The organism is Sinorhizobium numidicum (genome assembly GCF_029892045.1).
GTDB classification, from domain to species: Bacteria; Pseudomonadota; Alphaproteobacteria; order Rhizobiales; family Rhizobiaceae; genus Sinorhizobium; species Sinorhizobium numidicum.
Genome location: NZ_CP120367.1, coordinates 1,539,338 through 1,563,055 on the forward strand (window position 1 = coordinate 1,539,338; position 23,718 = coordinate 1,563,055).

The window sequence follows — 23,718 nt, forward strand, 5'->3', positions numbered from 1 at the left end:
GAAACGTCCCCGCTTCAGGAGGATAGGCGATGGCGAATCTCGACCGCGCCGCGGTGCCGGTATCCGTCTCCGTTCTGGCAAATCCGGCGGCCGACCGCTGGCACTTCGGCATCATTGCACTCATAGCATTCCTGACGCTCGTCGATCTCTTCGCCGCCCAGGCAATCCTGCCGTCCCTGCAGACGCAGTTCGACGTCAGCCGAGCGACAATGGGCTTCGCAGTCAACGCCAGCACCTTCGGCATGGCGGCCGCCAGCCTTGCCGTCGGCATGTTCGGTCGCGGCCTAGACCGGCGCAACGGCATCTGGATCAGCTTAGCCTTGCTCTCCGTGCCGACGGCACTCCTATCGGTCACGCAAGACATAACGCTCTTCGCCTGCCTGCGCGTGGCGCAGGGTCTGTGCATGGCGACAGCATTCACCCTCACCATGGCATACCTCGCGGAGCGTTTTCCGGCCGACCGCGCAACAGGCGCACTGGCGGCCTATGTCACCGGCAACGTCGCCAGCAATCTCTTCGGCCGCATTCTGTCGGCGGCCGTCGCCGATGTCGGCGGACTGTCGACTAACTTTCTGACCTTCGCCTTTCTCAATCTGGTGGGCGCGGCCCTGGTGTGGGCCACCTTAAAGGGGACACAGCGCATGATGCCGCACCGGCGGATGCGAAGCGTGAACCGGAGCTGGCGCGCCTTGCTCGGCGATTGGCGGTTGCTAAACGTGTTTGCGATCGGCTTCCTCCTGCTCTTCGTGTTCATAGGGACCTACACCTACGTCAACTTCCGGCTTATCGAGCTGGGCCTCTCGCCGATGGCCGTGGGCCTCGTCTATTTCGTCTTCCTGCCTTCTCTGTTCACGACTCCGCTCGGCGGGCTGATCTCGCGTACTCTCGGGTCCGGAGGGGGAATGATGGCCACGCTCTTCGCAGCCGTCCTCGGGCTGCTTGCCCTGCTCAGCACCAGTCTGCCGCTCGTGCTCGCCGGGCTCGCGCTGGTCGCCGTCGGCACATTTCTGGCGCAGGCCCTTGCAACGAGCCAGGTCGGCCGCATCGCCGCCGCCGAAAAGGCAGCGGCGAGCGGCGCTTATCTGGCCTGCTATTACACGGGGGGTCTGTTCGGCAGCCTGTTGGTAGGCCAGGTCTACGATCGCTTCGGCTGGAACATTTCAGTGTTGACACTGATAGCGACACTCGTTCTCGCAATGCTGTTGGCCGCCGCTTTGCGCGCCGACCACGCCGACAATGCCATAAGATCCGATTATCGAAACGGACAAGACACGGCATTACCAAATTCCGACGGCCGGCCTCATGCTTGAAACGCACCGCTACTGCATGTTTCCTCAGATCGGAGCCGATCTAAGGGCAGAAACATGCAGCGATTCAAACTGCTACAGCGACCTTTGTGCGTATGAAAGACGCACGGCGCTGTAGGCAACAAAGAGGAGCTTTCAGATGATGAACATCAGCAATGCAGTACGGTCGGCCGCCCTGATCGTCACCACGATCGCGGCGTCGGCTCAAATGTCGACGGCGGAGGCCGCAAACAGCGATGGGGTCGTCACCGTGAAGAGCCGATATTCGGTCGGCGAGACGGTAGACCGCATCAAGCGCAGCGTCGAGCAAAAGGGCATCACGCTGTTCGGCGTCATCGATCAGGCGAAACTCGGCAATGCGGCCGGCAACAAGGTGCGTCCCTCACGCCTGGTGATGTTCGGCAACCCGGCACTCGGTACGACATTCCTCACCGCCAACCCTCTCGCCGGACTCGATTGGCCGGTCCGCGTTCTCGTCTACGAGGCAAAGGACGGAACCGTATATGCCGCCTATACCGATTTCGAGTGGATCGCGAAGCGCCATCAGATTGCAAGCAGGAACCGCGAGTTTGCTATGGCCTCGCAGGTGATCGAAGCCCTCACCGAAGGCGTGAGGGAATAACTCCGCGAAGATCAAGGCACCCGCCGTCTTCTTCCAAGAGCCTCGACGGCCAGTGCGCTGGCCTATGAGGTGGCCGCGTCCAACATCGACGGTTCGATCGTGCAGCCGGCGGGCGCCTATCCTACGCAGCTTCAGGTGAACGTGCTTCGTGTCTGCAGTTCAAGATCGAGGAAAATGGGACGTAGACCGCCGTTTTCTTCGTCGCCAACGACGGCTCTAGCAGACCAATGACCGCTGAACGAGTGTGCCGGCCAGCTGTCCGGCGGGTGAACTGGTTCGGATGCTCACTGATGGACAGACGATGAGGAACAAACCCGAAAAGCTGTAAGCGCTCACTTAATTTCATCCCAACCAGCTTGCCTGAAGCCGCTGTTTGAAAAGGTTGTCGGGAGGGTAACGAACATTCAAGCAAAATAGCTGTTGACGCGTTATCCTTCAGCCCTTGTAAAAAGGGAGGCGGAAAGTGGAGCTAATTGAACGCAAGCCAATTTTTCTTAGGCCCAGGCAGGGCCGGGGTTACGCCTGCGGCACGATGAGTGCTGTGTTTAAGGCCGATGGTATCGAAACCGGTGACCGCTACTCCGTTTCGGAGTGGTGGCTGGAGCCAAGTTCCAAAGGGCCGGGCGCGCATTCTCATGACGAGAATGACGAACTGTTCCTCGTCATCGAAGGTCAGCCCAGCATTCTGGTGGGCGAGACTTGGTACGAATCGCCGGCCGGTTCGTTTCTGATGATACCCGCGAAGACGATCCATGATTTCGAGAACCGCACGACCGCGCCCGCCGGGCTCTTTAACGTTTTCATCCCTGGCGGCTTCGAAAAGAACATGCAGAGTATCGTGGAGTGGTTTCAGCGGAGCGCGGAGGCCCACTAAGTCCTCGATGCCATGCAAGCGCACCATTCTCATAAGCGCTCGCTTGCGAGCGGTGCTTTCCATGCGCGCGGTTTCCGGACGGACATTTCGCATAGTATGGGCGAGCCCAACAGCAAGCGCGGCTGGTGCGGCCGTTCATTGACGCCGTCGCGGCCGCAGCCATTGTTGACGTGCGCGCACCCCGCGGGCAACCTTTTGGTACAGGGCTGCGAGGGCTCGGCCGAATGGGAGGAGCTGCGACGATGATGGCAGGCACGACCCTGATGAGGACGGATGCCGCGATTTCCGTCGCGCCCGCCAACGAGGCGAGCTGCGATGACCTTAAGACCGTCTTCGGCACGCGCGGCGATGCATCCAAGTGCCAGTGCCAGCGGTACAAGCTACGGCCGCGTGAGTCCTTTGCCTCGTTTCCCGTCGAGGCACGCACCGACCGGCTGCGCCGGCAGACCAGCTGCGGCGATAGGGAATCGCGCACGACCAGCGGCCTTGTCGCGTACCTCGACGGCGAGCCCGCCGGCTGGTGCGCCGTCGAGCCGCGTACCGCCTACGCGGGTCTGCTGCGCGTCTACCGCGTCCCCTGGGTCGGTCGCACGGAAGACAGGACCGACGACAGCGTCTGGGCCGTGACCTGCTTCTTCACTCGCGCGGGCTTCCGGAAGCGCGGTGTCAGCCGCGCGCTTGCCCGCGCCGCCGTCGATTTCGCCAGGGCGCGCGGAGCCCGCGCCATTGAGGGCTATCCGATGATCACGCAGCCGGGGCAGGAGATCACCTGGGGCGAGCTCCACGTCGGTAGCTGCAGCATCTTCGCCGCCGCCGGCTTCGAAGAGGTCAGCTGGCCAACGCCGAGACGGGTGGTGATGCGGATCGACTTCTAGCCCGGCAGCCCAGATTTCTCATAGTGCCGCCGGTCGATGTTCGAGATGACCCCCGGCGTCGGCAGTGACCGCTCCCGGGGCGGGCAAGAAATCCGCTCTCAGGCTGAATACGTTTCAAGTCCGGAAGTGGTGCGGATGATCCGACGACCGCGATTGGTAGCTGCAGGTCGCTCTTGACGCGGATGTGAACCTTCAGGACGACGGACCAAGGGGCTGCTTTTTAGCGCATCGGAGACAACCTGGGTTCGAGCGAACTCTCGCTGGCGAACCGAGCTATCAGGCTGCCGGATCGGGTAGAAGGCACGATCAATCGTCCAGCGAAATTTTGCGGAGGGGATCACCCCCGTCGATGAATAGACGGCCCTCCGGAGTCAATGCCGCCGCAATTCGGCGCTTTGCCCGTCGCCCCGCCAGGGGATGACGACCGTCGAACGCGCCGACGCGCACCGCAACGGCAATGTCGTAAAGTGTTTCATTCGGCTCCAGCTCGAGTTCCTCGGCAGCGACTTGGCGCAGGCTCAACCGTCCAGAGGCAATTTCGGCTTGTGACGAGGCTCTTGCCTGGGCAATCGCCTTGGCTGATCGGTCGATGGCGAGAACGTGCCCGTTGCCAATCCGGCGTGCGATCTCACGAGCCGCCGCGCCCGGCCCACACCCGATCTCCAGAACCCGCATGCCTTCCGTCAGAGGCAATGCGTTCACAATGGCGAGCAGTCGCGCCGATAGGCCCGTTGCCATCCAACTCGTCCTGACCTGGCCCTCATCACCGCATGGATAGCTGGCAACCATGGCAGCAGTGGGTCGACCAGGCGAGATGGACACGAAGAGCGACCAGTGAGCGGGTCCGCCTTCTCACAAATATCTTGTCACCGCTGGTGCCCGGTCCCAGGCATCGTGCCGGCCGTCCTCGTAGATGATCGGCGCATTTGCCAGTTCCTCGTCGGTCGCATCGTCAAGACAGGCGATATTCACCGCATAAAACGGCCCGCCCAGCATCTCGAAATCGGCGCTGGCGAACGGATGGACGCCGCAGTGCTTGCAGAAAACGTGGCGGATCAAGCGCTCGCCGAAGCGGTATTCCGCGAGAGCCTCCTCGCCGGACTGCAACGAGAAATCCTCGGGCGTGACGAAGACCTTCCAGAATCGCGTCTTCAGACAAGAGGAGCAGTTGCAGCGGAAGGTCGAGGTCCACCACACGCCGGGCCGGGCCGGCGCCGAGCGCTCTCCTTCCGGCGCAAGGTCGAGGTTTGCGGAGAGGCGCACCGCGCGGCAATGGCAGCTCCCGTGATAGCTCTTCTTCATTCCATAGCCTCCTTTTGGGCAGCGACATAGGAAACAAGGCGATCCATGCACTCGCCCCAGCCCTCGGCGTGTGAATCGCGGCTCTCCACGGTCGTGAATGGCGCCTGGTGGAAGGTGAGCCGCGTGCCGCCCGCCACCTCCTCAAAGGTGACCATGATCAGCGTGTCCATCGCGTCCTCCTCTTCCCAGGTGAAAGTAAGGACGATGCGGCTCGGCGGCACGATCTCGCGATAAGTTCCGTGTGCCCAGTAATCCTGCCCTTCCGGCGAGCGGATGCAGCTACGCCAGACGCCGCCTTCTCGGAAATCAGCTGTGATGGTGGGCACGGTGAAGTCCTTCGGCCCCCACCAGCGGGCGAGGTGCTCGGGCGTGGTCCAAACTTTGAAAACGAGGCTGCGCGGCGCGTCGAACACACGCGTGATGGTGAGGGCGATCTCCTCTTTCAGAGAGGCGGCATTCATTGTCTTCTCCCTTTGCACGTCCCGGTAGTCAAGGCATCACGCATCGTCGGATTTCTCCTTGTTTTGGATTTCCTCGAGATAGCTGTCGAGCCGGTCAAAGCTGCCCTCCCAAAAGCGGTGGTAGTGTTCAATCCAATCGGCAATCTCCTTCAGCGGTCCCGCCTCGAGCCGGCAGGGTCGCCATTGGGCGTTGCGGCCCCGCGATATGAGGCCCGCACGCTCGAGCACCTTTAGATGCTTGGAGACAGCAGGCAGGCTCATCGCGAAAGGGGCTGCAAGTTCGTTCACCGTGGCCTCGCCGGCCGCAAGGCGCGCGATGATGGCGCGGCGGGTCGGGTCAGCCAATGCAGAAAGGGTGGTGCTCAGATGGTCCATGCTCGCCTGTAATTTACCTCATAGTTAATTAACCTATTGGTTTTTGCAGGAGACCATCTCTCTGTCAAGAGGTGGCTGTTCGCTCTGCTCGGGCGGAGGGAGTGAACGAGATGCGGCCTGCACGATCGAACCCGAGGTTCCCAGGAACGTTGGCATTGAAGGAGCCTATCGGCGTCCGACCACGCGCGCTGAATTGTGATCGACGGTGATCGGATGATCGGGTCCAGGAATTTTGATCGGCTTGTCTGACATGAGCGATCGCCTTCGGAAGATTGCACCGTCCTTACATAGCGTGATGCCTCCCGCTCCCCCGGGGGCGGCAGTTGGTCACGCGCCGCACCCGGCCAGGCGCCGAGAAGCCAAGCCCGAAACGGCGAGGAGCACGAAGGCGACGCCGAGAATCTGATTCTGCCCATTCAGGAAAGCTGGCGCTCTTCGGCGTGAAAACGTTTCCGAGCTTTGCGCCGGCAACGATCGATAGCCTCGACTGAGGCTATCATCGACTCGGATCAGCGATCACGCTAGCGCTCGTTGAAGCCCTGTAACCCGGCCCCAAGATAACAGCGCACAACCTGACGTGCCAACAGCGAGACATTGAAGTCAGGCGGCTGAGGATCAGATCATTGATTTGTCCCAGATGCTCCACGAGATCGTCCACGCTCAAGTGCGTCCGGAGAGCTGCAGACTTCAATCATGTTCAAGCCGCGCTCCCTGACGCAGATCGTGGAAGCGCAGCTTGTCATCCGCGCAGCCCCGGCGCCTCCTGCCCGGTGCGCTCCACGTATTCGGCATAACCACCGCCATATTGCTGAATGCCCTCCGGCGTGAGCTCCAGCACCCGGTTGGAAAGTGCCGCCAGGAAACGGCGATCGTGCGAGACGAACAGCATGGTGCCCTCGAAAGCCGAGAGCGCCTTGATCAGCATTTCCTTCGTATCGAGGTCGAGGTGGTTGGTCGGCTCGTCGAGGATGAGGAAGTTCGGCGGGTCGAACAGCATTGCTGCCATCACCAGTCGCGCCTTCTCGCCGCCGGAGAGCAGCCGGCACCGTTTCTCGACGTCATCGCCGGAAAAGCCGAAACAGCCGGCCAGCGCTCTGAGCGGCGCCTGTCCAGCCTTGGGAAAGCGTTCCTCCAGCCATTGCAGGATGGTGCTGTCGCCATCGAGCAGGTCCATGGAATGCTGGGCGAAATAGCCGAGCTTGACGCTGGCGCCGAGCGACACGCTGCCCTTGTCCGGCGTGGTGGTGCCGGTGACCAGCTTCAGCAGTGTCGATTTACCGGCGCCATTAATGCCCATGATGCACCAGCGTTCGCGCCGGCGCACCATGAAGTCGAGGCCGTCATAGATCGTCCGGCTGCCGTAGGCCTTGTGGACATTCTTGAGGTTGACGACGTCCTCGCCAGAGCGCGGAGCCGGCAGGAATTCAAAGGCGACGGTCTGGCGGCGGCGCGGCGGCTCGACGCGGTCGATCTTTTCAAGCTTCTTCACCCGGCTTTGAACCTGCGAGGCGTGAGAGGCGCGGGCCTTGAAGCGCTCAATGAACTTAATCTCTTTGGCGAGCATCGCCTGCTGTCGCTCGAATTGGGCTTGCTGCTGCCTCTCGTTCAGCGCCCGCTGCTCTTCATAGAAGCCATAATCGCCGGAATAGGTCGTCAGCGCGCCGCCATCGATCTCGATGATCTTGGTGACGATCCGGTTCATGAACTCGCGGTCATGGGAGGTCATCAGCAGAGCGCCGTCATAGCCTTTCAGGAAATCTTCCAGCCAAATCAGGCTTTCGAGATCGAGATGGTTGCTCGGCTCGTCGAGCAGCATGACGTCCGGGCGCATCAGAAGGATGCGGGCGAGCGCCACGCGCATCTTCCAGCCGCCCGACAGCTTGGCGACATCGCCGTCCATTATCTCCTGGCTGAAGCTAAGCCCCGCAAGGACTTCGCGGGCGCGCCCCTCCAGCGCATAGCCATCGAGCTCCTCGTAGCGCGCCTGCACCTCGCCGTAGCGTTCGATGATCTCATCCAGTTCATCCATCCGGTCCGGATCCGACATGGCCGCCTCGAGCTCACGCAGCTCCGCCGCCACGGCGCTGACCGGTCCTGCCCCTTCCATCACTTCAGCGACGGCCGAACGTCCAGCCATCTCGCCGACATCCTGATCGAAATAGCCGATCGTCATACCCTTCTCGACCGACACCTGCCCCTCGTCCGGCAGTTCCTCGCCGGTGATCATCCGAAAGAGGGTCGTCTTTCCCGCCCCGTTCGGGCCAACAAGACCAATCTTTTCGCCACGGTTCAACGCTGCCGAGGCTTCGATGTAGAGGATGCGGTGACTGTTGGACTTGCTGATATTGTCGAGACGGATCATCTGGAAGACGGCCTGGTTGCTTGCGGGCACCCCCTATGCCACGGGTTGGTGCAGCTGTCACGCAAACCGTCGCATCCTTCCGGCAATCCCCGGCTGCATGACGACGATTTCGAACTGCACGGGGCGAAGTGCAGCAAGCTGCATCATTGGCGCTTCATTACCTTTAAGGAACTGAGCGACGCCTGTCCGACGTCCAAATCGTGCGGTCCCCATACCTTGGGCGCGCTCGTTTTCGAAATGGATGGCAAGCGGTGGAACAATCGGTCACCGTAGAGATTTGATTGCTAGCTCAACAAGAAAGGCGGTTCAGTTGGGTTTGGCCCGAGCGGTCGCAGATGGCATCCGGGGCCGGCATGACGCGAATCTAGGTAGGTCGGCGATAAGTCGAGTAGCCGTTCCGCAGAGTTCACTCCAATACCTGCGAGAATCCCTTCGGGGCATTCTTATCGGACGAGCGGCTGCACGGTTGCGAGAGCATAGTCGGGCACGTCTCGATGCGAAATCTGACGCCTCCCGGGCGGCAATTGCGGACCAGGCGAGCTTGGCGTTCGTCACCATCTGGATCCAGTCCCGACCTCGCCGCAGTGCCCGGACGAGAGACTTTACAATCGAACTCTTCTTCAAAGACTTGTGAGAATTGGCCAATGAGCACAACCGGACTCGACGTCTTCGACAGGACGCTTCAAACCACCAATATCTGGCTCGACGAGATCATGGCCGAACTCGGCCCGGACCGGCAGGTCGCCTGGCATGTGCTTGGTGCCGTGCTGAGAGCACTCCGCAACCGCCTGCCCGTGAGTCTTTCGGCTCATTTAGGATCGCAGTTGCCGATGCTTATCCGCGGCGTCTACTACGATCAATGGCAGCCGGAACACCAGCCGAATGATGCCCGCTCGCTGGATCAGTTTCTTCAGGAGGTTGGCCGAGGACTCGAAAACATCCGCCCGGTCAATTCCCGCGATGCGGCACAGGTCGTGTTCCACGTTCTGTCCCGACACATCGATCGCGGCCAGTTGGAAAAGGTGCGGGATTCACTGACCGAGGACGTGCGGCGGCTGTGGCCAGAGAGCGCGCTAGCCGATGCCCCCAGCAGGGGGACCTCGGATCGTGGACAGACCGAATAGATCGACGTTGCGACGCGTGACACGCCCGGCGCAGTTAGGAGGGTAGCAATGGTTTCCCCCGTCTTCCAGGACGTCGTGTCCGTGCTGATCGAACCGGAAGCTATCGAGGGGTTTTTCGGTATGCCTGCGGGAGCGAACGGTCTCGTGATCTTCGCCCATGGCAGCGGAAGCGGACGCTTCAGCCCGCGCAACAATCATGTCGCGGCGGCGCTTAGACAAGCAGGCCTCGCGACGCTTCTCGTGGATCTCTTGAGACCCGACGAGGAACTGGACCGCAGAAACGTCTTTGACATCGATCTTCTCGCCACGAGACTGCTCGCAGCCAAGCGCTGGTCTTCTGAAACTCCAGCAACGTCTCATCTCGGCGTCGGCTATTTCGGCGCAAGTACCGGCGCAGGAGCGGCCCTTCGCGCAGCTCATGCCGGGTCCGATATAGGCGCGGTGGTGTCGCGCGGAGGCCGCCCTGATCTAGCCGCGGACGTCCTGCCGATGGTCCGCGCACCAACACTTCTCCTGGTTGGAAGCCTCGATGGACCGGTAATCGAACTCAATCGTCGCGCTTATGACGCGCTTACCTGCAAAAAGCGGCTTCTGATAGTCGAAGGTGCCGGCCATCTATTCGAGGAGCCTGGCACGATGGACGAGGTAATCCGGCATGCGACGGATTGGTTTGTCGAACATCTTGGCCGCCCTGCAGAAGGGAAATGAAACCCATGCAGACATTTGTCGACCGTGCGGACGCGGGAAGGCAGCTCGCGGCCGTTCTCGCGAAATATGGCCAGTCCCATCCGCTTGTCCTTGCGTTGCCCCGTGGCGGGGTGCCTGTAGCCTTCGAGATAGCGAAAGTTTTGCAAGCACCGCTCGAGCTGCTCTTGGTACGCAAGATCGGCGCACCAGGATATCCGGAGTACGGAATCGGCGCTGTGGTTGACGGCAGTGATCCGCAGCTTGTCATCAATGATGAGGCGATGCGCGTCGTGAATCCGCTGGCAGGTTACATCGAGGCCGAAAAAGGCCGTCAGCTCCATGAGATCGAGCGGCGGCGAAGGGTGTATCAAGGTGACCGGCCAGCTCCTCCAACGAAAGGACGCACGGTCATTGTTGTTGACGACGGCATTGCGACTGGCGGCACAGTCAAGGCCGCGCTGAAGGCACTGCGCAGGGCCGAAACTGAAAGGATTATTCTTGCCGTTCCCGTCGCTCCCGGAGACGCTCTTGAAGACCTCAAGGCGGACACCGACGAAATCGTCTGCCTTGTAACACCGGAGTCATTTCGGGCAGTCGGCCTCCATTACGAGGATTTCGACCAAACGTCGGACGACGAGGTTGTTCGGCTGCTTGAAAAATCTCGCAAAATGGTCGGGACGGAGACGTAGCAGAAGGAAACCGGCGGCCGCATCTCCATGTTCGAGCAGTGCAACAACTCGAGCAAGCAAGATACTCAAAAGCAATCCGAGGAACGGACGGAGTGCTGAGAGGTTATTCCCGATGATCAATGGAGTGGAGGTAATCCAATGCACGTAAAGGATGTCATGTCACGAAGCGTCGAGATAACAGACCCGAACACGACTATTCGGGACGCTGCTCAAAAGATGCGTGCCGGGAACATCGGCGCGTTACCCGTGGGAGAGAACGATCGGCTTGTCGGCATGGTGACCGATCGCGATATCGCCATGCGGGGTGTCGCTGCCGGACGATCAGGCGGCACTACAGCCGTCCGCGAGGTGATGTCCGAGCACATCTACTATTGCTTCGAGGACGACGATGTGGATGAGGCCGCAAACGTCATGGCCGAACACCAGGTTCATCGCCTTCCCGTCCTGAACCGGGACAAACGTCTTGTCGGCATCGTCGCTCTGGCCGATCTCGCGCGAAGCGGAACGGATGCCGTCAAAAAAGCGGTCCAGGGAATCTCCGAGCCGTCGGACCAACCGCGCAGCTAAGCGCGCGTCACCGGATGGAGAAGCGTAGCGGCACAACCGAGGCGCGGCGTGAATGCTACCTGTGCTCTGGCTTTTCGCTGCGCTTGGTTGAAGCGAGGTCGCGCGGTTTCGTTTCATTTATCACACGCCTTTTCAGCCACCCGAGCGCTTCAACAGAACTATCAGAAGAAAACGGAAAACCCTCATGGCTTACCGCCGGAAAAGCTGCTTCAGCACGAGATGGACCGGTAGATAGGCAGCCACGGGCAGCAGCACCATGTAGAGGCCGAGATAGGTGCGCGGAGGCAGCAGCTTCTGCGCCTCCGGCCCGGGGCCGGCTCCGTGCACCCAATTGATGTTCTCCTCCGGGCGGGTGAGCCAGTAACTCGCGAGGAGCACGACCCAGGCGAAGACGGTCTGCGCCTTGAACGCCCGGCGGTCGTAGCCTTGGCGGATCAGCATGAATATGATGAGCACGGGCACGAAGAGATGGAAGCCGGACAAAACCCGCATATGCGCCGGCTCCTTCGGATCGAACATATAGGCGGCGAGCCCGATAAGCCTGCCGCCGGTGAAGAAGTCGACACACCAAGCGAGTTCGAGGGGCAGGACGCCAACCGCCATCATCGAATAGGAGAGCCGATAGCCGGTCCATAGCGTAATGAGCACGGCAAACAACGCGAGATCGGAGAACCACAGGAAATTGCCGGGGCCGTATCGCAGCCAGTAGAACGGCGTGAGGACGGCGACGAACAGCGTGTAAGGCAGGGTGATCCAGAGCGGATAGGCAGGGATCTGGTCTTTATTGCGTTGTTTGGCCGTCATCGCTTGCCTCGGCTATCGCGGAGCTGGCGCCGGGCGTGCCGACAGAAGCCTAACCCGGCAGCCACAGGACTGTTCCCCCATTCCCGAAGGCGCTCCGACGTGAGGGATTCTGCGAATCTCGATCCAGCAGGATCGAGACTCTCGAAATCCAGGAACTTTTGTCGCGGGAATTCCGGATCGTTGTGTCTTTGCAGCCGATGGTCAGTGCTGTGGCTGGAGAGTTCCTCCTCCGGAACTCCGGCCTGTTTTTCCCGTTACCTTCCTGACCCAGCCCCTAACGGGGAAACAGAGGCGCGTCCGAGCATACGGATCGCGTTGGCATTAGATCCGAGGAATAGCAACCGGATGACTGTCCGGGAAGATTAGGGACACAATCGATAGCTCAATCCGAAGCCGAGCGCCAGACCGAGGTCCTCGAAGAGGGCGACATCTTCTTTCTCTATCGGCCCCGGGTGGAGGAAGAGCACCCGTCGGGCATCGGGGACGTCCAACGTTTCGAGATGGTGCTCCGCCCGCACGGCGGCGAAAAGGTGCGGCTCATGGTCGTGGGGCGAAAGAGGTTGCCCGACGCGGAGCGCCATGAACGGCATTGGGGGTTCGTCGAGGCGATCGCCGACTCGGCGAAGGATTTGGAGAAGGGCCTGCGTGCGCAATCATATGGAACGAGGACCAGAGGCGAGCGCACGCAGCCTGCCGCTCGCCCCGCCGGAGAAGGCGTCTACGCCGTCACCCTCGAGGACGGGCAGATGCACCTGTCCTTTGCGCTCGAGCTCCCGGCAAAACCGGGAGAGGTGCAGAAGGCGTTCAGGATCGCGCCAGAGGCGAGTTATGCGCTCTCGATAAAGAACCCGGAGAAAGGAAAACCGGTGAATGCGGGCCTGCGGGAGGAGGACGAGGCCGATTACCCCCGCAGGCTGCAGGAGGAATTCAGGGGCCGGCGCTTCGCGCGCGAGGACGTCCGCCTCCTCGATTTCGAGGGCGCGGAATTCATTCTGATCGGCGCGCGCTCCAATCCAGAGGCGGAGTACGGCCTCGATCTCGATACGCACGACGAGGACTATCAGCACGCTGAGGTCATCCGCCGCCTGCGCATGGTTAAGTCCCGGCACCCGATAAAGCCGCTGTTCGAAGGACGGTGGGCCTGAAGCGGCTGTTTCAAGATGCATTGGGCGTCGAAAGTGAACGCCCCGGAAGCGGGTCCCAGGGCGTTGATCGAAGCGATTTGATGTGGTCGGTTTAAATCATCGGAATTTTGGTTGCGGGGACAGGATTTGAACCTGTGACCTTCAGGTTATGAGCCTGACGAGCTACCGGGCTGCTCCACCCCGCGTCATCAAAACGACAAGCGCGCTTGAGCGCTGGCGTTCAGAATGGAAGAAGCGTTACATGCAATGCCGCAACCCTCTGCAATGTATCTGCAACAGTTGCTAAGATGTAAGTATGATTATCCAAGTTTCAAGTGGCACGCATAATGAAAAGATGACGTTTCAAAATGCAAAAAGGCGTTTGAACGGACTTTCTCAGGTCCAAATGTAGGAAAATGACATTTGCGTCCAAGTTAAATGCATCGACGGTACCGCATTTCTCCTGCCTTCATTTAGAGTTGGGTCACTCTGCCCAGAATACAGGTGCGGTAGCAATACTCAGTTTGCCCTCAGATGACGGCGAACGCCGCTGGTGAACGAGGAGGGATTTGAAGCGGTGAACGAGGAGGGATTTGAAGCTTCGATGCGACGTCCCGCACAGCGGCTTAGCAAGCCATCGCCTTCAGCCGCTCGGCCACTCTTCCCTTTAACAGCTGTCGATATTTTGGAGGCGCCGGCCGGACTCGAACCGGCATATACGGAGTTGCAGTCCGCTGGATTGCCCGTTCTCCCACGGCGCCTTGGCGTCTCGCTGCAGAGGTGCGCCACGATTGAAAACCTGCGACCCACCTGGGCGCATGAATTAGTGGTGGAGGGGGTAGGATTCGAACCTACGAACTTATGGAGGACAGTTTTACAGACTGCTGCCTTTAACCACTCGGCCACCCCTCCGATATAACCGGGAGTCAAAAACTGCTGGCTCGGGGCAAGGATTCGAACCCCGATCTCCTGAGCCAAAATCAGACGTCCTGCGGTTGGACGAGCCCCGAACTGGCGGACAGGGCAGGAGTCGAACCTGCGAGGCGGCCTTCGCCGCCTACCCACTTTCCGGGCGGGCGCCTTCGACCACTCGGCCACCCATCCACTGGCGGAGGGAGAGGGATTTGAACCCCCGAGACCCTTTCGGGCCTACCCGCTTTCGAGGCGGGCGCGTTCAACCGGACTCCGCCACCCCTCCATGATGAATTTCTGTTCTGGTGCCGACGACGAGACTCGAACTCGCAATGGGATCGCGTAAGACTTCCGGCGTGGGCAGGTCTGCTGCGGTATGTCGGTGAAGCTCGTATTTTCGTCACTTATCGTCGTGCCGCATGCCGGAGACCCAATCGCTCATGGTCGGACCGGCTGGGGCATGCCCAGTCAGCGCTCAGCAGACGCACTGTATCGAAAGATCTCGCGGATGAAATCCGGAGCCGCACGACGCCGGGACATGTCCCTCCCCCGTGCGGCGGAGCCGTCTCCGGCTCTTGTCATCCTATATGGGAACAAAACGAGAATATTCAAGCGTCCTGCACCGGCGCCGCTCCCCCTCGCCCGTACGCTTCACATCAGAAGATTGCAGGCGTGTTCGGGACTGAGCGACCGCGCCTATTGCTTGGGCTGCTGAAATGCAGGGGGGCCTGCCACGGGTGGCGCTGAGCTCAGCTGTTCTGCAGATTGCGCCAAATCGCCCATCTTGAGGTGCCGCGCCCTGGCAGAAGACAACACGACTATCGCCCGCATCCGGCCGGTCAGGGCTCGCTGTATCCACTCGCAAAAAGACGCAGGTCGTAAGCCTTGGGATCACTCCGAAAGATCAACGCGCCCTTCCGCTCCGACTCCTGTGGAATATAGTCTAGCGTAGCACGGCTCTCCGCGACGACCTCATCGCCATCGTGGAGTTCACCTTTGATCTCGACGGCAGCAACTGACTTTCCCGCACGATTTTCGGCGACGAACTCGACCACGTACACGCCGTTGGTGGCCGTGACCTCGACCGGCAGCACAACGAGTTGGGCGGTCCCGCTGCGCCCGCTTAAGCCGTCAAGGACAAGATAGCCGAGCACTGTAAGGAGGGCTAAGCAGCTTATCCCCGCCACGATCCACTCCGTGATGGAAGTCCCCGGTTTAATTTCTTCGTTGTCGGACTGCTGCTTCCGTTGCCTGTCGCCTTTTGTGGAGTTCTTTGTCACAGGATGAGCCTCGCAACCGCCGCCCCCAGCGCGCCCGGAAACGAGAGAACTACGACTGCACTGAGCGTCTCCGAAAGGCCGGCACCATCGGTTCTGCCGAAAGTCCAAAGGATGTAGAGGTTCACCAGCATCACTAGGACATAGCCGACGATCGCATAACGAAAGAAGATGCTGAGGAACCCGGCACCTGGCTCTGGATTGTGAGTGCCGCGGAATTCGAATTCATAGACGAAGGCGTGCATGAGAGCGAGGGTTACCACCACCAGACCGATTTCCTGCCAGGGGTTCATCTTATAGGCGATGAGGACGACCTCTTCCGTTGGTGCGATGTTCACTGACAGAAACAGCGCTCCGACCACCATCAGAAACAACTCTCCCGCGTAGGCGGGCTCCGGAACCTCTTCCTGTTCCAATGGGCTTGGGCCCAATTGGGCTCGCGCCAACGATGCTCCCAGACTGCCCGGCACAACCTGCACGGCAATTTTCCCGATCACCTCCCGCAGCGGCATCTCCCCGTTCACGATGCCGAATATCAAGAGAACCGCGGCCGCCGCGACAGCGGCAACTAAAATGGCCACAAATGCATCCGCGATGCGGTCGCGAAGCACCATTGTCTGGCGAAAGCCTCCATATTTGTGCAGCAACACCAGCATCGGCACGGTGACCGCCAATAAGAGGGCAAGCCGCAACGGGTGGAGATGGAAGCCCAGCGCCCAGGCTTCCATCGTCATCAGCACCGGTACGGCGAAGATCAATGCTCCGGCGAAGGCGCGGCCAAGACCAATCCAGAATTCACGCGGTGTTGGGCCGACGATGATTTCAGTTGCCGCCACGTCGCTCCCCTTTCACGATCTTGCCAGACCTTTCACGTGCTATCGGCACGTGGATCAGGTGGGGAACAAATGCTTCCTGCGCGATCTTGTTCCGGAACACTACATGATTCTCCTGGTGTCAGCGCGATCTGCGCGTCGCGCTCAGCCGGGACGTATCCGCGGTGATCGACCAGTGTGGCACGCGGTATATTCTCTACGCCGGACGGTACTGGATCGTCGTACCATGCAGCTTTCTGTTGCATGCCTGACGGTGATGCTTCTGCCGCGACTCGATTGGCGCTGGGCGGCGGTGAGAATGATCGCCATCTGCGCTTGCCCTCGCCGGCGTGAGCATCATGGCAAGCGGCATCGAGTACGTTTCCTCCCCCGACGCGATGGTCGTGTTCAGCCATTCGGCCGGCTCGTTGGTGGTGGCAGCTGCCCACACCCTGGGCCGACGTTCGAATTCGCGGCCGGACGCCGGACGCTCGCTGAAACCACCGCTCTGGACCTAGACCGGGAAACCTTCCAGCGTCGTCCCAAGGCCGACAGCTATGTTACTTATGAAAAGAGTCCTGAGACTTTATTCCAGCAATGTCACGCTGGGATTTCCCGTGGGCTCGTCGATCTTGCCGGGATCCCAGAGGAGATAGACCTTTCCATAAGTCTCGAGGATGCCTTCGAGCACCTTTTTTGCCTCCTCCTCCGACAGGTCGGGAAGGGTCGCCGACACCTTTGGAACTTCGGTCCTGTGATAGTGCCACAGCTTCTTTTCGCCATCGTCGAACTTGTTGTAAACGTCCGGACCGACGATGACCTCGACGCCGACTAGATGCGCATCCGCGTTGTCACTGTCAAAGAGCAGACACTGGGTCATGCCCGCCACCGCCTTGCAGTAATGGTGGGCGATCATGTCCTTGTTGCCGGGGAAGTGAAGTTTTGCATCGACGTGCAGCGAAAATCCCTCGGCGGGCTTCGGGCCAGCGGCCTGTGCGGGTGCCGCTGCAAGCGTCGATGTGAGAACGACAGTAAGGATTGCCTGCGCGTTCATGCATTCCTCCCATATTTCAGCCGTCATTCAATCAACGAGCCAATTTTGCCAGTCATGCGCCGGCGACGGACGAGATTAACAGTGACAGGCCGGATAGGCGACTACCCGGAAGGCGTAGGTGTTCGAAGAACTCTTCGTTGTGGCTCCATGAACCGCCCGAATTTGACAGCGATTCGCTCTGCCCAATCGAGCGCTTCGGGAATACTGCGGCACGGGAACGGATCGAGTTCAGCCGTAGCGCGAAAATCAGCTATGGAACACGCTGCGATGGCCTGCTCTCCACTCGACAATAGGCACATTCCCGTGCGGGCCAAAGGCGGACACTTCATCAATCCATCCCTCACGACAAAATTGACCAGCCGACCCAGCACCGCGATCTCTTTCACTATCTGTTTCCCCTGAAACAGTTCAATCACGCGCGGATCAGCCTTGACTGTTCCAAGGAGGCCGGCAGCCCTCGCCAAATCCCACTTGGAAGGATGATTCAATAGCCGTAGCGAGCCATCGTGGCGGCAAGGACTGGTATAAGCGTGAAAACTCCAATTTGCGCCAGGATTAGGCCGCGCACCTTGGTAATTTCCTGGGTCGAGACGGTAAACGCATCTTTGTCCACGGACACTCGCCACTTGCGGAATTGCAGTGTCGGACTAATGGAGAGGAGACCAACTGCCACGAAGGCTGCAATCTTTAACCAGAACGCCCAGTTATAAACATAGGCCTCCCATCCCTTGAGACCGAAGAGGATGCGACCGCTTCCGACGAGGAGCACGAGGGCGGCAGTCGCACCATAATACGCGTCAATCCGAGAGAGCAGTCTCACGGCTGCCTCAGACAATTCGCTCCATACGATTAATGCTTCCGCCGCGATGATCGCCGCTAGCATGAAGACCAGAACGTGGTGGGCACTGGCGAGAACAAGATCCGTAAACATCTGGCATTCCCCGCGACGCTAACAAGTGCATTCTCCGCGACTCTAACAAAAGGTGAGCACTCGAATCGACCCATCAGGCTGCCTGAGCTAACTCGATGTTGCGGCTGCCCCTGATAGCACTTCTCTTGCCACCGGAGACGGTACAAGCCGACGGATCAACCACAAGCATGTCCTTTCCCAAGCAAGGCCGGGCGAGATCTCCCGCGGCGGCCGCGGCGGCTTTCGTCGAGCCCTGCTGGCAACGGAGCTTATTCAGGATTTCTGAGAACCTCGGTCCGACAGCACGATTCCACTCAAAGAGCTTCATCTACAGCGCCAGCCTTATGGCTGTGCTTATCGGCCCTGCATTTGCGCATGCCTATTCCTCACCAATTTCGCGTCGGCCCCATAGCCGTGGCATGACGGCCCGAAAGCGCCTATACAGAAGGAGCGGCGCCGCTGATCAAAGCGCATCTGACAAGAGTGTTGCAGCAAGCGCCACTCACTTCCAATAGTACGGATATCCATAGTAGTCATGATAGATCGCTTCATAGGCGCGATCGACCACTCGACCTGGGAGGTACTCCGGGGCCCCTCGTATCTGTTTGCGCGTCAGATCGACGTTTACGGTTTGCATGGCCCAGACCACCTCGGTAATAGCGGTCGGCGAAATCAGTACTTTCTTACCGGGCAACCAGTTCACAGTGTCCACAGCGATATAGCGGATTGCCCAAGCATCCGTATCGACCACGAAATCCTCGACGTGGCCGATGTCCCCATCCGTGGCGAGCACGTAGTACCCCGTGACTTCGCTCACCGAGCGCAAATGCGGGTCGCCTTCCGTTCGAAGTTCAGACCCCGTAGAGAACTCCGGTCCTCCCTGGGTCTCACTAGGCTGCGGAGGGACAACGGGAGCCCTGTCGCCCGCGGCGAAATAGGTATGCGGGCCCCAATAAGGGTCCCAGCCATAGTGGCTGTAGAGACTGCGCTCGTGTTGACGCGAGACGGGTGCATCGAAATCGAGTTCGGGACTATCTTTAACCTGCTCTCGCGTCACGTCGACCGCGAGCGACCGTCCAACGGCGTCCGCCGACACGACTGCCGACGGCGGCAAAAGAACCCGACGTCCAGTGAAGAACACACCCGTGCCCACGACAAACCACCGGACCATCCAAGTCTCATCATCGAAAAGCAGATCACTGATAGTTCCAATCGAACCGTCGATGGCATCGATGCCACAGCGCGTCAGATCGGATGCACTCCATAGCATTTTCTCGCTCCCTTTGGTTCCTTTTCGCGTGGCGCGGGCGCGGATCAAATCCCGCAGACGTTGCCGCTACGTCTTTCGCTTACGCTCTTTGATGTCTCCGGCATCCGCGACCTATTGTCGGGTATGTTAGCGTCCGCTTCGAGGGACCCGAGCTGCGCGGTTGTGTGGCCAACCTCAGGGCCTTCTGGCGCTCACGCCTTGTCAAGGTTCGCCTCGCGATTGCGGTGGGTTTGGCGTTATCCGCACCCATAAACGGTAAGGGGCTAACGAAGTGGATGCGCGATAGTTCCGAGCACCCCGTCGGTATGCCGCCCCATCCGTGGTGGCGTCTTGCCCGCCGTAATTGGGCCGGTGCTCTCATCGACCCGGACTGCCTCTCGGGCGGGCGGCTTCACCACCATGAGCTGTAGAATGCCGTCAGCCCGGCGGCGAGGGCGTCGCGAGCTTTAGCGGCGGCGGCTTCGACTAGAAAGTCCGACGGCAAATATCGTCGAGCCCATTCATCGTGATTTTCGAGCAGCTCGACGAAGCTTATCTGTTGAGCAACGCAAGCAGATCGGCTGCTGAAGCCTTAACCCTGCCGTCCGAATGAACAGAGTTGCGCGAATGCGCGAACTTTGTCGTCTTCCGGGATAGCTTCATCCGAGTTCGGTTCGACCTGGGCAATGAGGACGTGAGCCAACGGCCAATCCGCTGCCGCCTCGGCACATTGCCGTCTGGGTCGAGGCAGGCATACCGCCCGCGGTTTACATCCGGGGCTAGCGCCCTAGATTCACTGTCGCATTGATGCCGGCAAAGACCGGCATACCGCCTGGCGCAAAGGGTCTGTAGGGCCTGCGACCGCAATTTTCCTCAAGCATAAACGAGAGCCAGATATGACCGAAGTCAATAACGGCGACGTCGTTCGCATTCACTATACGGCCAAGCTGACGGACGGCTCAGTGATCGACTCTACTCAAGGCCGGGAGCCGCTTGAATTCCAAGTCGGTGCGGGCCAAATCATTGCCGGGCTCGATCGCCAGATCAGCGGCATGGCGGTCGGAGAAATGAACACGGTCACCATACCGGCAGAGGAGGCCTATGGCCCTCACGATGACGCCAAAGTGCAGACGCTGTCGCGTTCAGTGGTTCCCGATGGGGTAGAGGTCGGGACCAGACTTCAGGGAACTGCCTCGGATGGACATCAGATGGCACTCACCGTTACGCGGGTCGATGACGAACAAGTGACGGTAGACGCCAATCATCCGTTTGCCGGCCAGGATCTGGTCTTGAACGTAACCGTCGTGGAAATCCTTAGTGCGTAGAGCGTTGCCACAGCGGCTCATTCGATCGGCTTTGCGTCCGGTGCGGGGCTTGAGCTCCAATAATTCCGCGGAGGTCAGTTTCAGGTCAATCGACTTGCGCGGTTAGCGGCCGTCGCAGAGGAGGCTGCTCGCCTCGTCGAGCGACTTGTTGAAGATGGAGCCGACCTGCCACCGAACCGCAGCTAAGCGATTGTCATCTGGCAGTCGGTGGAGACCGGGTTGGCGAGAGCACGAGCCCGATAAGTAGGCGTCGCTGACGAACCAGAAAACTAGAACGGCGGAACTGGTGACGTAAACGCTGATTTCGCTCACCCAATTCGTCGCACCGCGATACCTTCCCGCGACCGCCCCATAGGCGTCGTTGCGGCTTCCTAGGAACGTCACCAAGAAGAGGACGACGGCAAACACTTTGCCAAGCCTTCCTCACCTTGGGGTGTTGCTTTGCATGACAGCGCAACGGGAGGCTGGTTCAGGCCTCCGCCTGCTTCGCTCCGCCAGCGGCGGAGTCGAAAACGGAATTTGCATTTCGCGTCCTTCCGGACGACACCGCCATCCTGCCAGCCTTTGGAGGGTCGCTTGCGTCGGACATGCCTGTTCCTTCCGCGCTGCCCAAGCGATTAGCCTTCCAGCCAATGCACCTCTTCCGGAGTAAGCGTGATCTGAATGGCCGAGAGGCTGTCTTCCAGTTCCGCCACGGTCCGCGGACCGATGAGCGGAATGACCGGAAACGATTGGGCGATGACATAGGCAAGCGCGATGTGGATCGGGCTGCAGCCGCGCTTCTTGGCGAGTTCGATTGCGCGGTCGCGGCGTTCGAAATTGCGGTCGGAATACCAGACCCGAACGATTTCCTCATTCTCATGCTTGTCGCGCCCTGCCCTGTCAGTGAAAAAGCCCCTCCCCTGGCTCGACCAGGCGAAGTTGGGAATCTGCCGCTTCTTCAGCCAGTCTTTCCAGCAGTCGTCGGACGCCGCGACGCAGCCGGGCCAGATGGGATCGAGCATCTGCGCCAGCGAGAAGTTGTTGGAAAGAGCGGCCGGGGCCGCCTTGCCGTTTTTCTCGGCATAGACGATGGCCTCGTCCATGCGTTCGCGCGTCCAGTTGGATCCACCGAAAATACCCCGGATGCGCCCGCGCCGGACCTCGGCATCCATGGCATCGACGAATTCGCCGACCGGGATGTCCAGATTGTCGCGGTGCATGAAGTAGATATCGACATAATCCGTCTTCAGCCGCTCCAGCGACTGATCCAATTGTCTGGCAATCACGTCCGGATAGCAGAGCGGCGAATGGGCACCCTTGCCGATCAGGACGATGTCCTCGCGGTTGACCTTGCGGCTTGTATGCCAGTCGCCGAAAATGCTCTCGGTCTTGCCGGCACTGTAGACGAATGCGGTGTCGAACAGGTTTCCGCCCGCCTCGTAGAACGCGTCGAGCGTCAGCGAAGCGGAGGCGAAACTCGGGAAGAACTCGAAGCCCAGCGCAACCGTGGAGGCCGGCTTGGCCACGCCGGGGATCTGCCGTTTGGGCACGTTCTTGCCGGCGACCACTGCCGCGCCCGCGACGTTGGCGGTCCGCCTCGCGGCCCTCTCGATCCCGTATTCGAGACCGACGGATGCGCGCCAGCGGTCGAGAACGCGCAGATTGGCGCACGTCTCTTCGGCGGTCATGCCGGGGAAGGTGAACTCGGTGCGGCCGGCACGGATCGCCTCGCCTACCGCACCGATCTCGAATGAGTAGAGGTGGCGCTTCTCCTCGACCTCGATCGCCTGCCGTCCATCGCCCCTGACGATTTCGATGCGCCCTACCCCACCCTGCTTGCCGGAGGCGAACCAGAAGTCCTTCACCTCGATGCGGCCTTTCGAACCGATGATGCGCAGCACGTTGTCCTGCTGCGCCATGATCGAGCAGGACACCTCCGCGACGATGTCGTTGGGGAACTTGAGGACCGCCGACGCCCACTCGTCGACGCCGGACGGTCCCAGACGGGCGGCGCCAGACACCGTCAGCGGTTCGAGGAAGGGCTTTTTCTCGGCAGCACCCGCGAGCATGCGCACCATCGAGACCGGATAGCCGCCGACATCGAGAATGCCGCCACCGGCTAGATCATTGGCAAAGAGGCGGTGCTCAGCGTGACAGCCGCCCATGTCGAAGCCGAAACTCGAGCGGATGATCCGCACTTCGCCGATCGTCCCGTCCCGCACCAGCTCGACGAGACGGGCCGTCTGCGGATGGAACCTGTACATATAGGCTTCGCCGGCGAAGACGCCGGCCTTTCTCGCCTCGTGGAAGATCGATTGTGCATCGAAGGCTGAAAGCGCCATCGGCTTTTCGACCAGCACATGCTTGCCGGCGCGCACCGCCTTTATCGCCCATTCGGCATGGCTCGGATGCGGCGTGGCGATGTAAACCGCGTCGATCTCCGGATCCGCGAGAAGCGTGTCGTAACCCTTCACGATGCGCGCCCCCGAAAAGCCCTCGCCGAGGCCGGGCTTTTCCGGATTGCGGGTGGCGATGGCCACAAGGCGGCCGGTAGCGGAATGGGCAATTCCCTCGGCGAATGTCCGCGCGATGGTGCCGGGGCCGATGATACCCCAACGGATCGGTTCTGAGCTCATGGAATATCCTTTTCAGTCAGCCCTGGGAGAGTGATGGGATTGATCAGCGCAGCCGCTTGCCTGCGGCATCGAACGGGAAGCAGCGTCTGGCGGAGAGCCCGACGGGGCGCGATGCCGGCCTCCCGATGATCAGCGGTGCGCCGGCAACGGCGGCATAGAAATAACAGCTGGTGTGACCGAGATGCTCCGCGACAGCCACGCGGACGGAAAGGTCGGCGGCGCCTCCGCCACTGCCGGCAGGAAGTTCATCTTCGGCGACGCGACAAAGCGTGCGACGAACGGGTTGGCGGGATCGCCGTAGAGATCGAGAGGTGCGCGAATACTTGAAGCACATTGAAAACCTCCCTTCTTCAATTGTAGTTCTTCAGCGAACACGGGCACATTATCG

Annotated in this window: 22 protein-coding genes, 6 tRNA genes and 2 pseudogenes; 10 read left to right on the forward strand and 20 right to left on the reverse strand. The window is 60.4% G+C overall.

From position 1 onward, the window contains the following. The first annotated feature begins 29 nt into the window (after positions 1-29). From PYH37_RS07355 to PYH37_RS07370, 4 genes are all read left to right on the forward strand, one after another. Positions 30-1,310, forward strand: a complete 1,281-nt coding sequence (locus PYH37_RS07355) for an MFS transporter (protein ID WP_280730781.1) — start codon at positions 30-32, stop codon at positions 1,308-1,310. A gap of 136 nt (positions 1,311-1,446) precedes the next feature. After that, complete coding sequence (locus tag PYH37_RS07360; protein ID WP_280730782.1) at positions 1,447-1,929, forward strand: DUF302 domain-containing protein; 483 nt, start codon at positions 1,447-1,449, stop codon at positions 1,927-1,929. 532 nt (positions 1,930-2,461) lie between these two features. After that, positions 2,462-2,803, forward strand: coding sequence for a cupin domain-containing protein (locus PYH37_RS07365; protein ID WP_280730783.1), 342 nt, complete (start codon positions 2,462-2,464; stop codon positions 2,801-2,803). A 242-nt stretch (positions 2,804-3,045) separates the two neighbouring features. Continuing rightward, positions 3,046-3,678 (forward strand): GNAT family N-acetyltransferase, encoded by a 633-nt coding sequence (locus PYH37_RS07370; protein ID WP_280730784.1) that lies wholly within the window; start codon positions 3,046-3,048, stop codon positions 3,676-3,678. A 306-nt stretch (positions 3,679-3,984) separates the two neighbouring features. Here the strand turns inward: PYH37_RS07370 and PYH37_RS07375 are convergent, their stop codons facing one another. From PYH37_RS07375 to abc-f, 6 genes and pseudogenes are all read right to left on the reverse strand, one after another. Next, positions 3,985-4,416, reverse strand: coding sequence for an SAM-dependent methyltransferase (locus tag PYH37_RS07375; protein ID WP_280730785.1), 432 nt, complete (start codon positions 4,414-4,416; stop codon positions 3,985-3,987). A 114-nt stretch (positions 4,417-4,530) separates the two neighbouring features. Beyond that, a complete protein-coding gene (locus PYH37_RS07380) occupies positions 4,531-4,980 on the reverse strand; it encodes a GFA family protein (RefSeq protein WP_280730786.1) in 450 nt (149 codons plus the stop codon). Further along, entirely contained in the window at positions 4,977-5,441 is a 465-nt protein-coding gene (locus PYH37_RS07385; RefSeq protein WP_280730787.1) for an SRPBCC domain-containing protein, read from the reverse strand. The genes PYH37_RS07380 and PYH37_RS07385 overlap by 4 nt, the downstream gene beginning before the upstream one ends. Positions 5,442-5,477: 36 nt before the next feature. Continuing rightward, positions 5,478-5,816: an ArsR/SmtB family transcription factor gene (locus tag PYH37_RS07390; protein WP_280730788.1), complete on the reverse strand. Its 339-nt coding sequence runs from the start codon at positions 5,814-5,816 to the stop codon at positions 5,478-5,480. A gap of 177 nt (positions 5,817-5,993) precedes the next feature. Continuing rightward, a pseudogene (locus PYH37_RS32395) lies at positions 5,994-6,068 on the reverse strand (DUF427 domain-containing protein); the annotation flags it as partial. Between the two features lie 487 nt (positions 6,069-6,555). After that, positions 6,556-8,178, reverse strand: coding sequence for a ribosomal protection-like ABC-F family protein (abc-f, locus tag PYH37_RS07395; protein ID WP_280732438.1), 1,623 nt, complete (start codon positions 8,176-8,178; stop codon positions 6,556-6,558). Between the two features lie 644 nt (positions 8,179-8,822). Here abc-f and PYH37_RS07400 point away from each other — a divergent pair. From PYH37_RS07400 to PYH37_RS07415, 4 genes are all read left to right on the forward strand, one after another. Then, positions 8,823-9,302, forward strand: a complete 480-nt coding sequence (locus PYH37_RS07400; protein ID WP_280730789.1) for a DUF2267 domain-containing protein — start codon at positions 8,823-8,825, stop codon at positions 9,300-9,302. Positions 9,303-9,350: 48 nt separating this feature from the next. Continuing rightward, entirely contained in the window at positions 9,351-10,010 is a 660-nt protein-coding gene (locus PYH37_RS07405; protein ID WP_280730790.1) for a dienelactone hydrolase family protein, read from the forward strand. 5 nt (positions 10,011-10,015) lie between these two features. Continuing rightward, the gene (locus PYH37_RS07410) at positions 10,016-10,678 is read left to right on the forward strand and encodes a phosphoribosyltransferase (RefSeq protein ID WP_280730791.1); all 663 of its coding nucleotides are present in this window, start codon (positions 10,016-10,018) and stop codon (positions 10,676-10,678) included. Between the two features lie 138 nt (positions 10,679-10,816). After that, positions 10,817-11,245 (forward strand): CBS domain-containing protein, encoded by a 429-nt coding sequence (locus PYH37_RS07415; RefSeq protein ID WP_280730792.1) that lies wholly within the window; start codon positions 10,817-10,819, stop codon positions 11,243-11,245. 189 nt (positions 11,246-11,434) lie between these two features. Here PYH37_RS07415 and PYH37_RS07420 read toward each other — a convergent pair whose 3' ends face one another. Then, complete coding sequence (locus PYH37_RS07420; protein WP_280730793.1) at positions 11,435-12,049, reverse strand: hypothetical protein; 615 nt, start codon at positions 12,047-12,049, stop codon at positions 11,435-11,437. 500 nt (positions 12,050-12,549) lie between these two features. Between PYH37_RS07420 and PYH37_RS07425 the strand changes: the two genes are divergently transcribed. Next, complete coding sequence (locus PYH37_RS07425) at positions 12,550-13,194, forward strand: hypothetical protein (RefSeq protein WP_280730794.1); 645 nt, start codon at positions 12,550-12,552, stop codon at positions 13,192-13,194. A 108-nt stretch (positions 13,195-13,302) separates the two neighbouring features. Here the strand turns inward: PYH37_RS07425 and PYH37_RS07430 are convergent. The 11 genes from PYH37_RS07430 to PYH37_RS07480 all read right to left on the reverse strand — a co-directional run bounded on the left by PYH37_RS07430 (position 13,303) and on the right by PYH37_RS07480 (position 19,408). After that, positions 13,303-13,379, reverse strand: a tRNA-Met gene (locus PYH37_RS07430). Positions 13,380-13,859: 480 nt separating this feature from the next. Beyond that, positions 13,860-13,934 (reverse strand) — tRNA-Cys (locus tag PYH37_RS07435). A 66-nt stretch (positions 13,935-14,000) separates the two neighbouring features. Then, a tRNA-Tyr gene (locus PYH37_RS07440) sits at positions 14,001-14,085 on the reverse strand. Between the two features lie 25 nt (positions 14,086-14,110). Next, a tRNA-Gln gene (locus tag PYH37_RS07445) sits at positions 14,111-14,183 on the reverse strand. A gap of 2 nt (positions 14,184-14,185) precedes the next feature. After that, a tRNA-Ser gene (locus tag PYH37_RS07450) sits at positions 14,186-14,277 on the reverse strand. Between the two features lie 2 nt (positions 14,278-14,279). Further along, positions 14,280-14,371 (reverse strand) — tRNA-Ser (locus PYH37_RS07455). Between the two features lie 553 nt (positions 14,372-14,924). After that, a complete protein-coding gene (locus PYH37_RS07460; protein WP_280730795.1) occupies positions 14,925-15,365 on the reverse strand; it encodes a TIGR02588 family protein in 441 nt (146 codons plus the stop codon). Then, positions 15,362-16,150 carry a TIGR02587 family membrane protein gene (locus tag PYH37_RS07465; RefSeq protein WP_425336077.1) on the reverse strand — a complete coding sequence of 263 codons (789 nt, stop codon included), beginning with the start codon at positions 16,148-16,150 and terminating at the stop codon, positions 15,362-15,364. Before PYH37_RS07465 ends, PYH37_RS07460 begins: the two co-directional genes overlap by 4 nt. A 610-nt stretch (positions 16,151-16,760) precedes the next feature. Beyond that, the gene (locus tag PYH37_RS07470) at positions 16,761-17,228 is read right to left on the reverse strand and encodes a DUF1264 domain-containing protein (RefSeq protein WP_280730797.1); all 468 of its coding nucleotides are present in this window, start codon (positions 17,226-17,228) and stop codon (positions 16,761-16,763) included. Positions 17,229-17,712: 484 nt separating this feature from the next. Then, the gene (locus PYH37_RS07475; protein WP_280730798.1) at positions 17,713-18,159 is read right to left on the reverse strand and encodes a DUF2214 family protein; all 447 of its coding nucleotides are present in this window, start codon (positions 18,157-18,159) and stop codon (positions 17,713-17,715) included. A 481-nt stretch (positions 18,160-18,640) separates the two neighbouring features. Then, positions 18,641-19,408 carry a PRC-barrel domain containing protein gene (locus tag PYH37_RS07480; RefSeq protein WP_280730799.1) on the reverse strand — a complete coding sequence of 256 codons (768 nt, stop codon included), beginning with the start codon at positions 19,406-19,408 and terminating at the stop codon, positions 18,641-18,643. Positions 19,409-20,283: 875 nt separating this feature from the next. Between PYH37_RS07480 and PYH37_RS07485 the strand changes: the two genes are divergently transcribed. Next, positions 20,284-20,712, forward strand: coding sequence for an FKBP-type peptidyl-prolyl cis-trans isomerase (locus tag PYH37_RS07485; protein WP_280730800.1), 429 nt, complete (start codon positions 20,284-20,286; stop codon positions 20,710-20,712). A 617-nt stretch (positions 20,713-21,329) separates the two neighbouring features. Here the strand turns inward: PYH37_RS07485 and PYH37_RS07490 are convergent. Both PYH37_RS07490 and PYH37_RS07495 read right to left on the reverse strand, forming a co-directional pair. Beyond that, positions 21,330-23,330 carry an aldo/keto reductase gene (locus tag PYH37_RS07490; protein ID WP_280730801.1) on the reverse strand — a complete coding sequence of 667 codons (2,001 nt, stop codon included), beginning with the start codon at positions 23,328-23,330 and terminating at the stop codon, positions 21,330-21,332. Between the two features lie 43 nt (positions 23,331-23,373). Beyond that, positions 23,374-23,651, reverse strand: a pseudogene (locus PYH37_RS07495) (sugar ABC transporter ATP-binding protein); the annotation flags it as partial. Between the last annotated feature and the right edge of the window lie 67 nt (positions 23,652-23,718).

Coding starts and splice junctions, on each gene's coding strand:
- PYH37_RS07355 (WP_280730781.1), top strand. CDS start 30: ATGGCGAATCTCGACCGCGCCGCGGTGCCGGTATCCGTCTCCGTTCTG.
- PYH37_RS07360 (WP_280730782.1), top strand. CDS start 1,447: ATGATGAACATCAGCAATGCAGTACGGTCGGCCGCCCTGATCGTCACC.
- PYH37_RS07365 (WP_280730783.1), top strand. CDS start 2,462: ATGAGTGCTGTGTTTAAGGCCGATGGTATCGAAACCGGTGACCGCTAC.
- PYH37_RS07370 (WP_280730784.1), top strand. CDS start 3,046: ATGATGGCAGGCACGACCCTGATGAGGACGGATGCCGCGATTTCCGTC.
- PYH37_RS07375 (WP_280730785.1), bottom strand. CDS start 4,416: ATGGCAACGGGCCTATCGGCGCGACTGCTCGCCATTGTGAACGCATTG.
- PYH37_RS07380 (WP_280730786.1), bottom strand. CDS start 4,980: ATGAAGAAGAGCTATCACGGGAGCTGCCATTGCCGCGCGGTGCGCCTC.
- PYH37_RS07385 (WP_280730787.1), bottom strand. CDS start 5,441: ATGAATGCCGCCTCTCTGAAAGAGGAGATCGCCCTCACCATCACGCGT.
- PYH37_RS07390 (WP_280730788.1), bottom strand. CDS start 5,816: ATGGACCATCTGAGCACCACCCTTTCTGCATTGGCTGACCCGACCCGC.
- abc-f (WP_280732438.1), bottom strand. CDS start 8,178: ATGATCCGTCTCGACAATATCAGCAAGTCCAACAGTCACCGCATCCTC.
- PYH37_RS07400 (WP_280730789.1), top strand. CDS start 8,823: ATGAGCACAACCGGACTCGACGTCTTCGACAGGACGCTTCAAACCACC.
- PYH37_RS07405 (WP_280730790.1), top strand. CDS start 9,351: ATGGTTTCCCCCGTCTTCCAGGACGTCGTGTCCGTGCTGATCGAACCG.
- PYH37_RS07410 (WP_280730791.1), top strand. CDS start 10,016: ATGCAGACATTTGTCGACCGTGCGGACGCGGGAAGGCAGCTCGCGGCC.
- PYH37_RS07415 (WP_280730792.1), top strand. CDS start 10,817: ATGCACGTAAAGGATGTCATGTCACGAAGCGTCGAGATAACAGACCCG.
- PYH37_RS07420 (WP_280730793.1), bottom strand. CDS start 12,049: ATGACGGCCAAACAACGCAATAAAGACCAGATCCCTGCCTATCCGCTC.
- PYH37_RS07425 (WP_280730794.1), top strand. CDS start 12,550: ATGGTGCTCCGCCCGCACGGCGGCGAAAAGGTGCGGCTCATGGTCGTG.
- PYH37_RS07470 (WP_280730797.1), bottom strand. CDS start 17,228: ATGAACGCGCAGGCAATCCTTACTGTCGTTCTCACATCGACGCTTGCA.
- PYH37_RS07475 (WP_280730798.1), bottom strand. CDS start 18,159: ATGTTTACGGATCTTGTTCTCGCCAGTGCCCACCACGTTCTGGTCTTC.
- PYH37_RS07480 (WP_280730799.1), bottom strand. CDS start 19,408: ATGCTATGGAGTGCATCCGATCTGACGCGCTGTGGCATCGATGCCATC.
- PYH37_RS07485 (WP_280730800.1), top strand. CDS start 20,284: ATGACCGAAGTCAATAACGGCGACGTCGTTCGCATTCACTATACGGCC.
- PYH37_RS07490 (WP_280730801.1), bottom strand. CDS start 23,330: ATGAGCTCAGAACCGATCCGTTGGGGTATCATCGGCCCCGGCACCATC.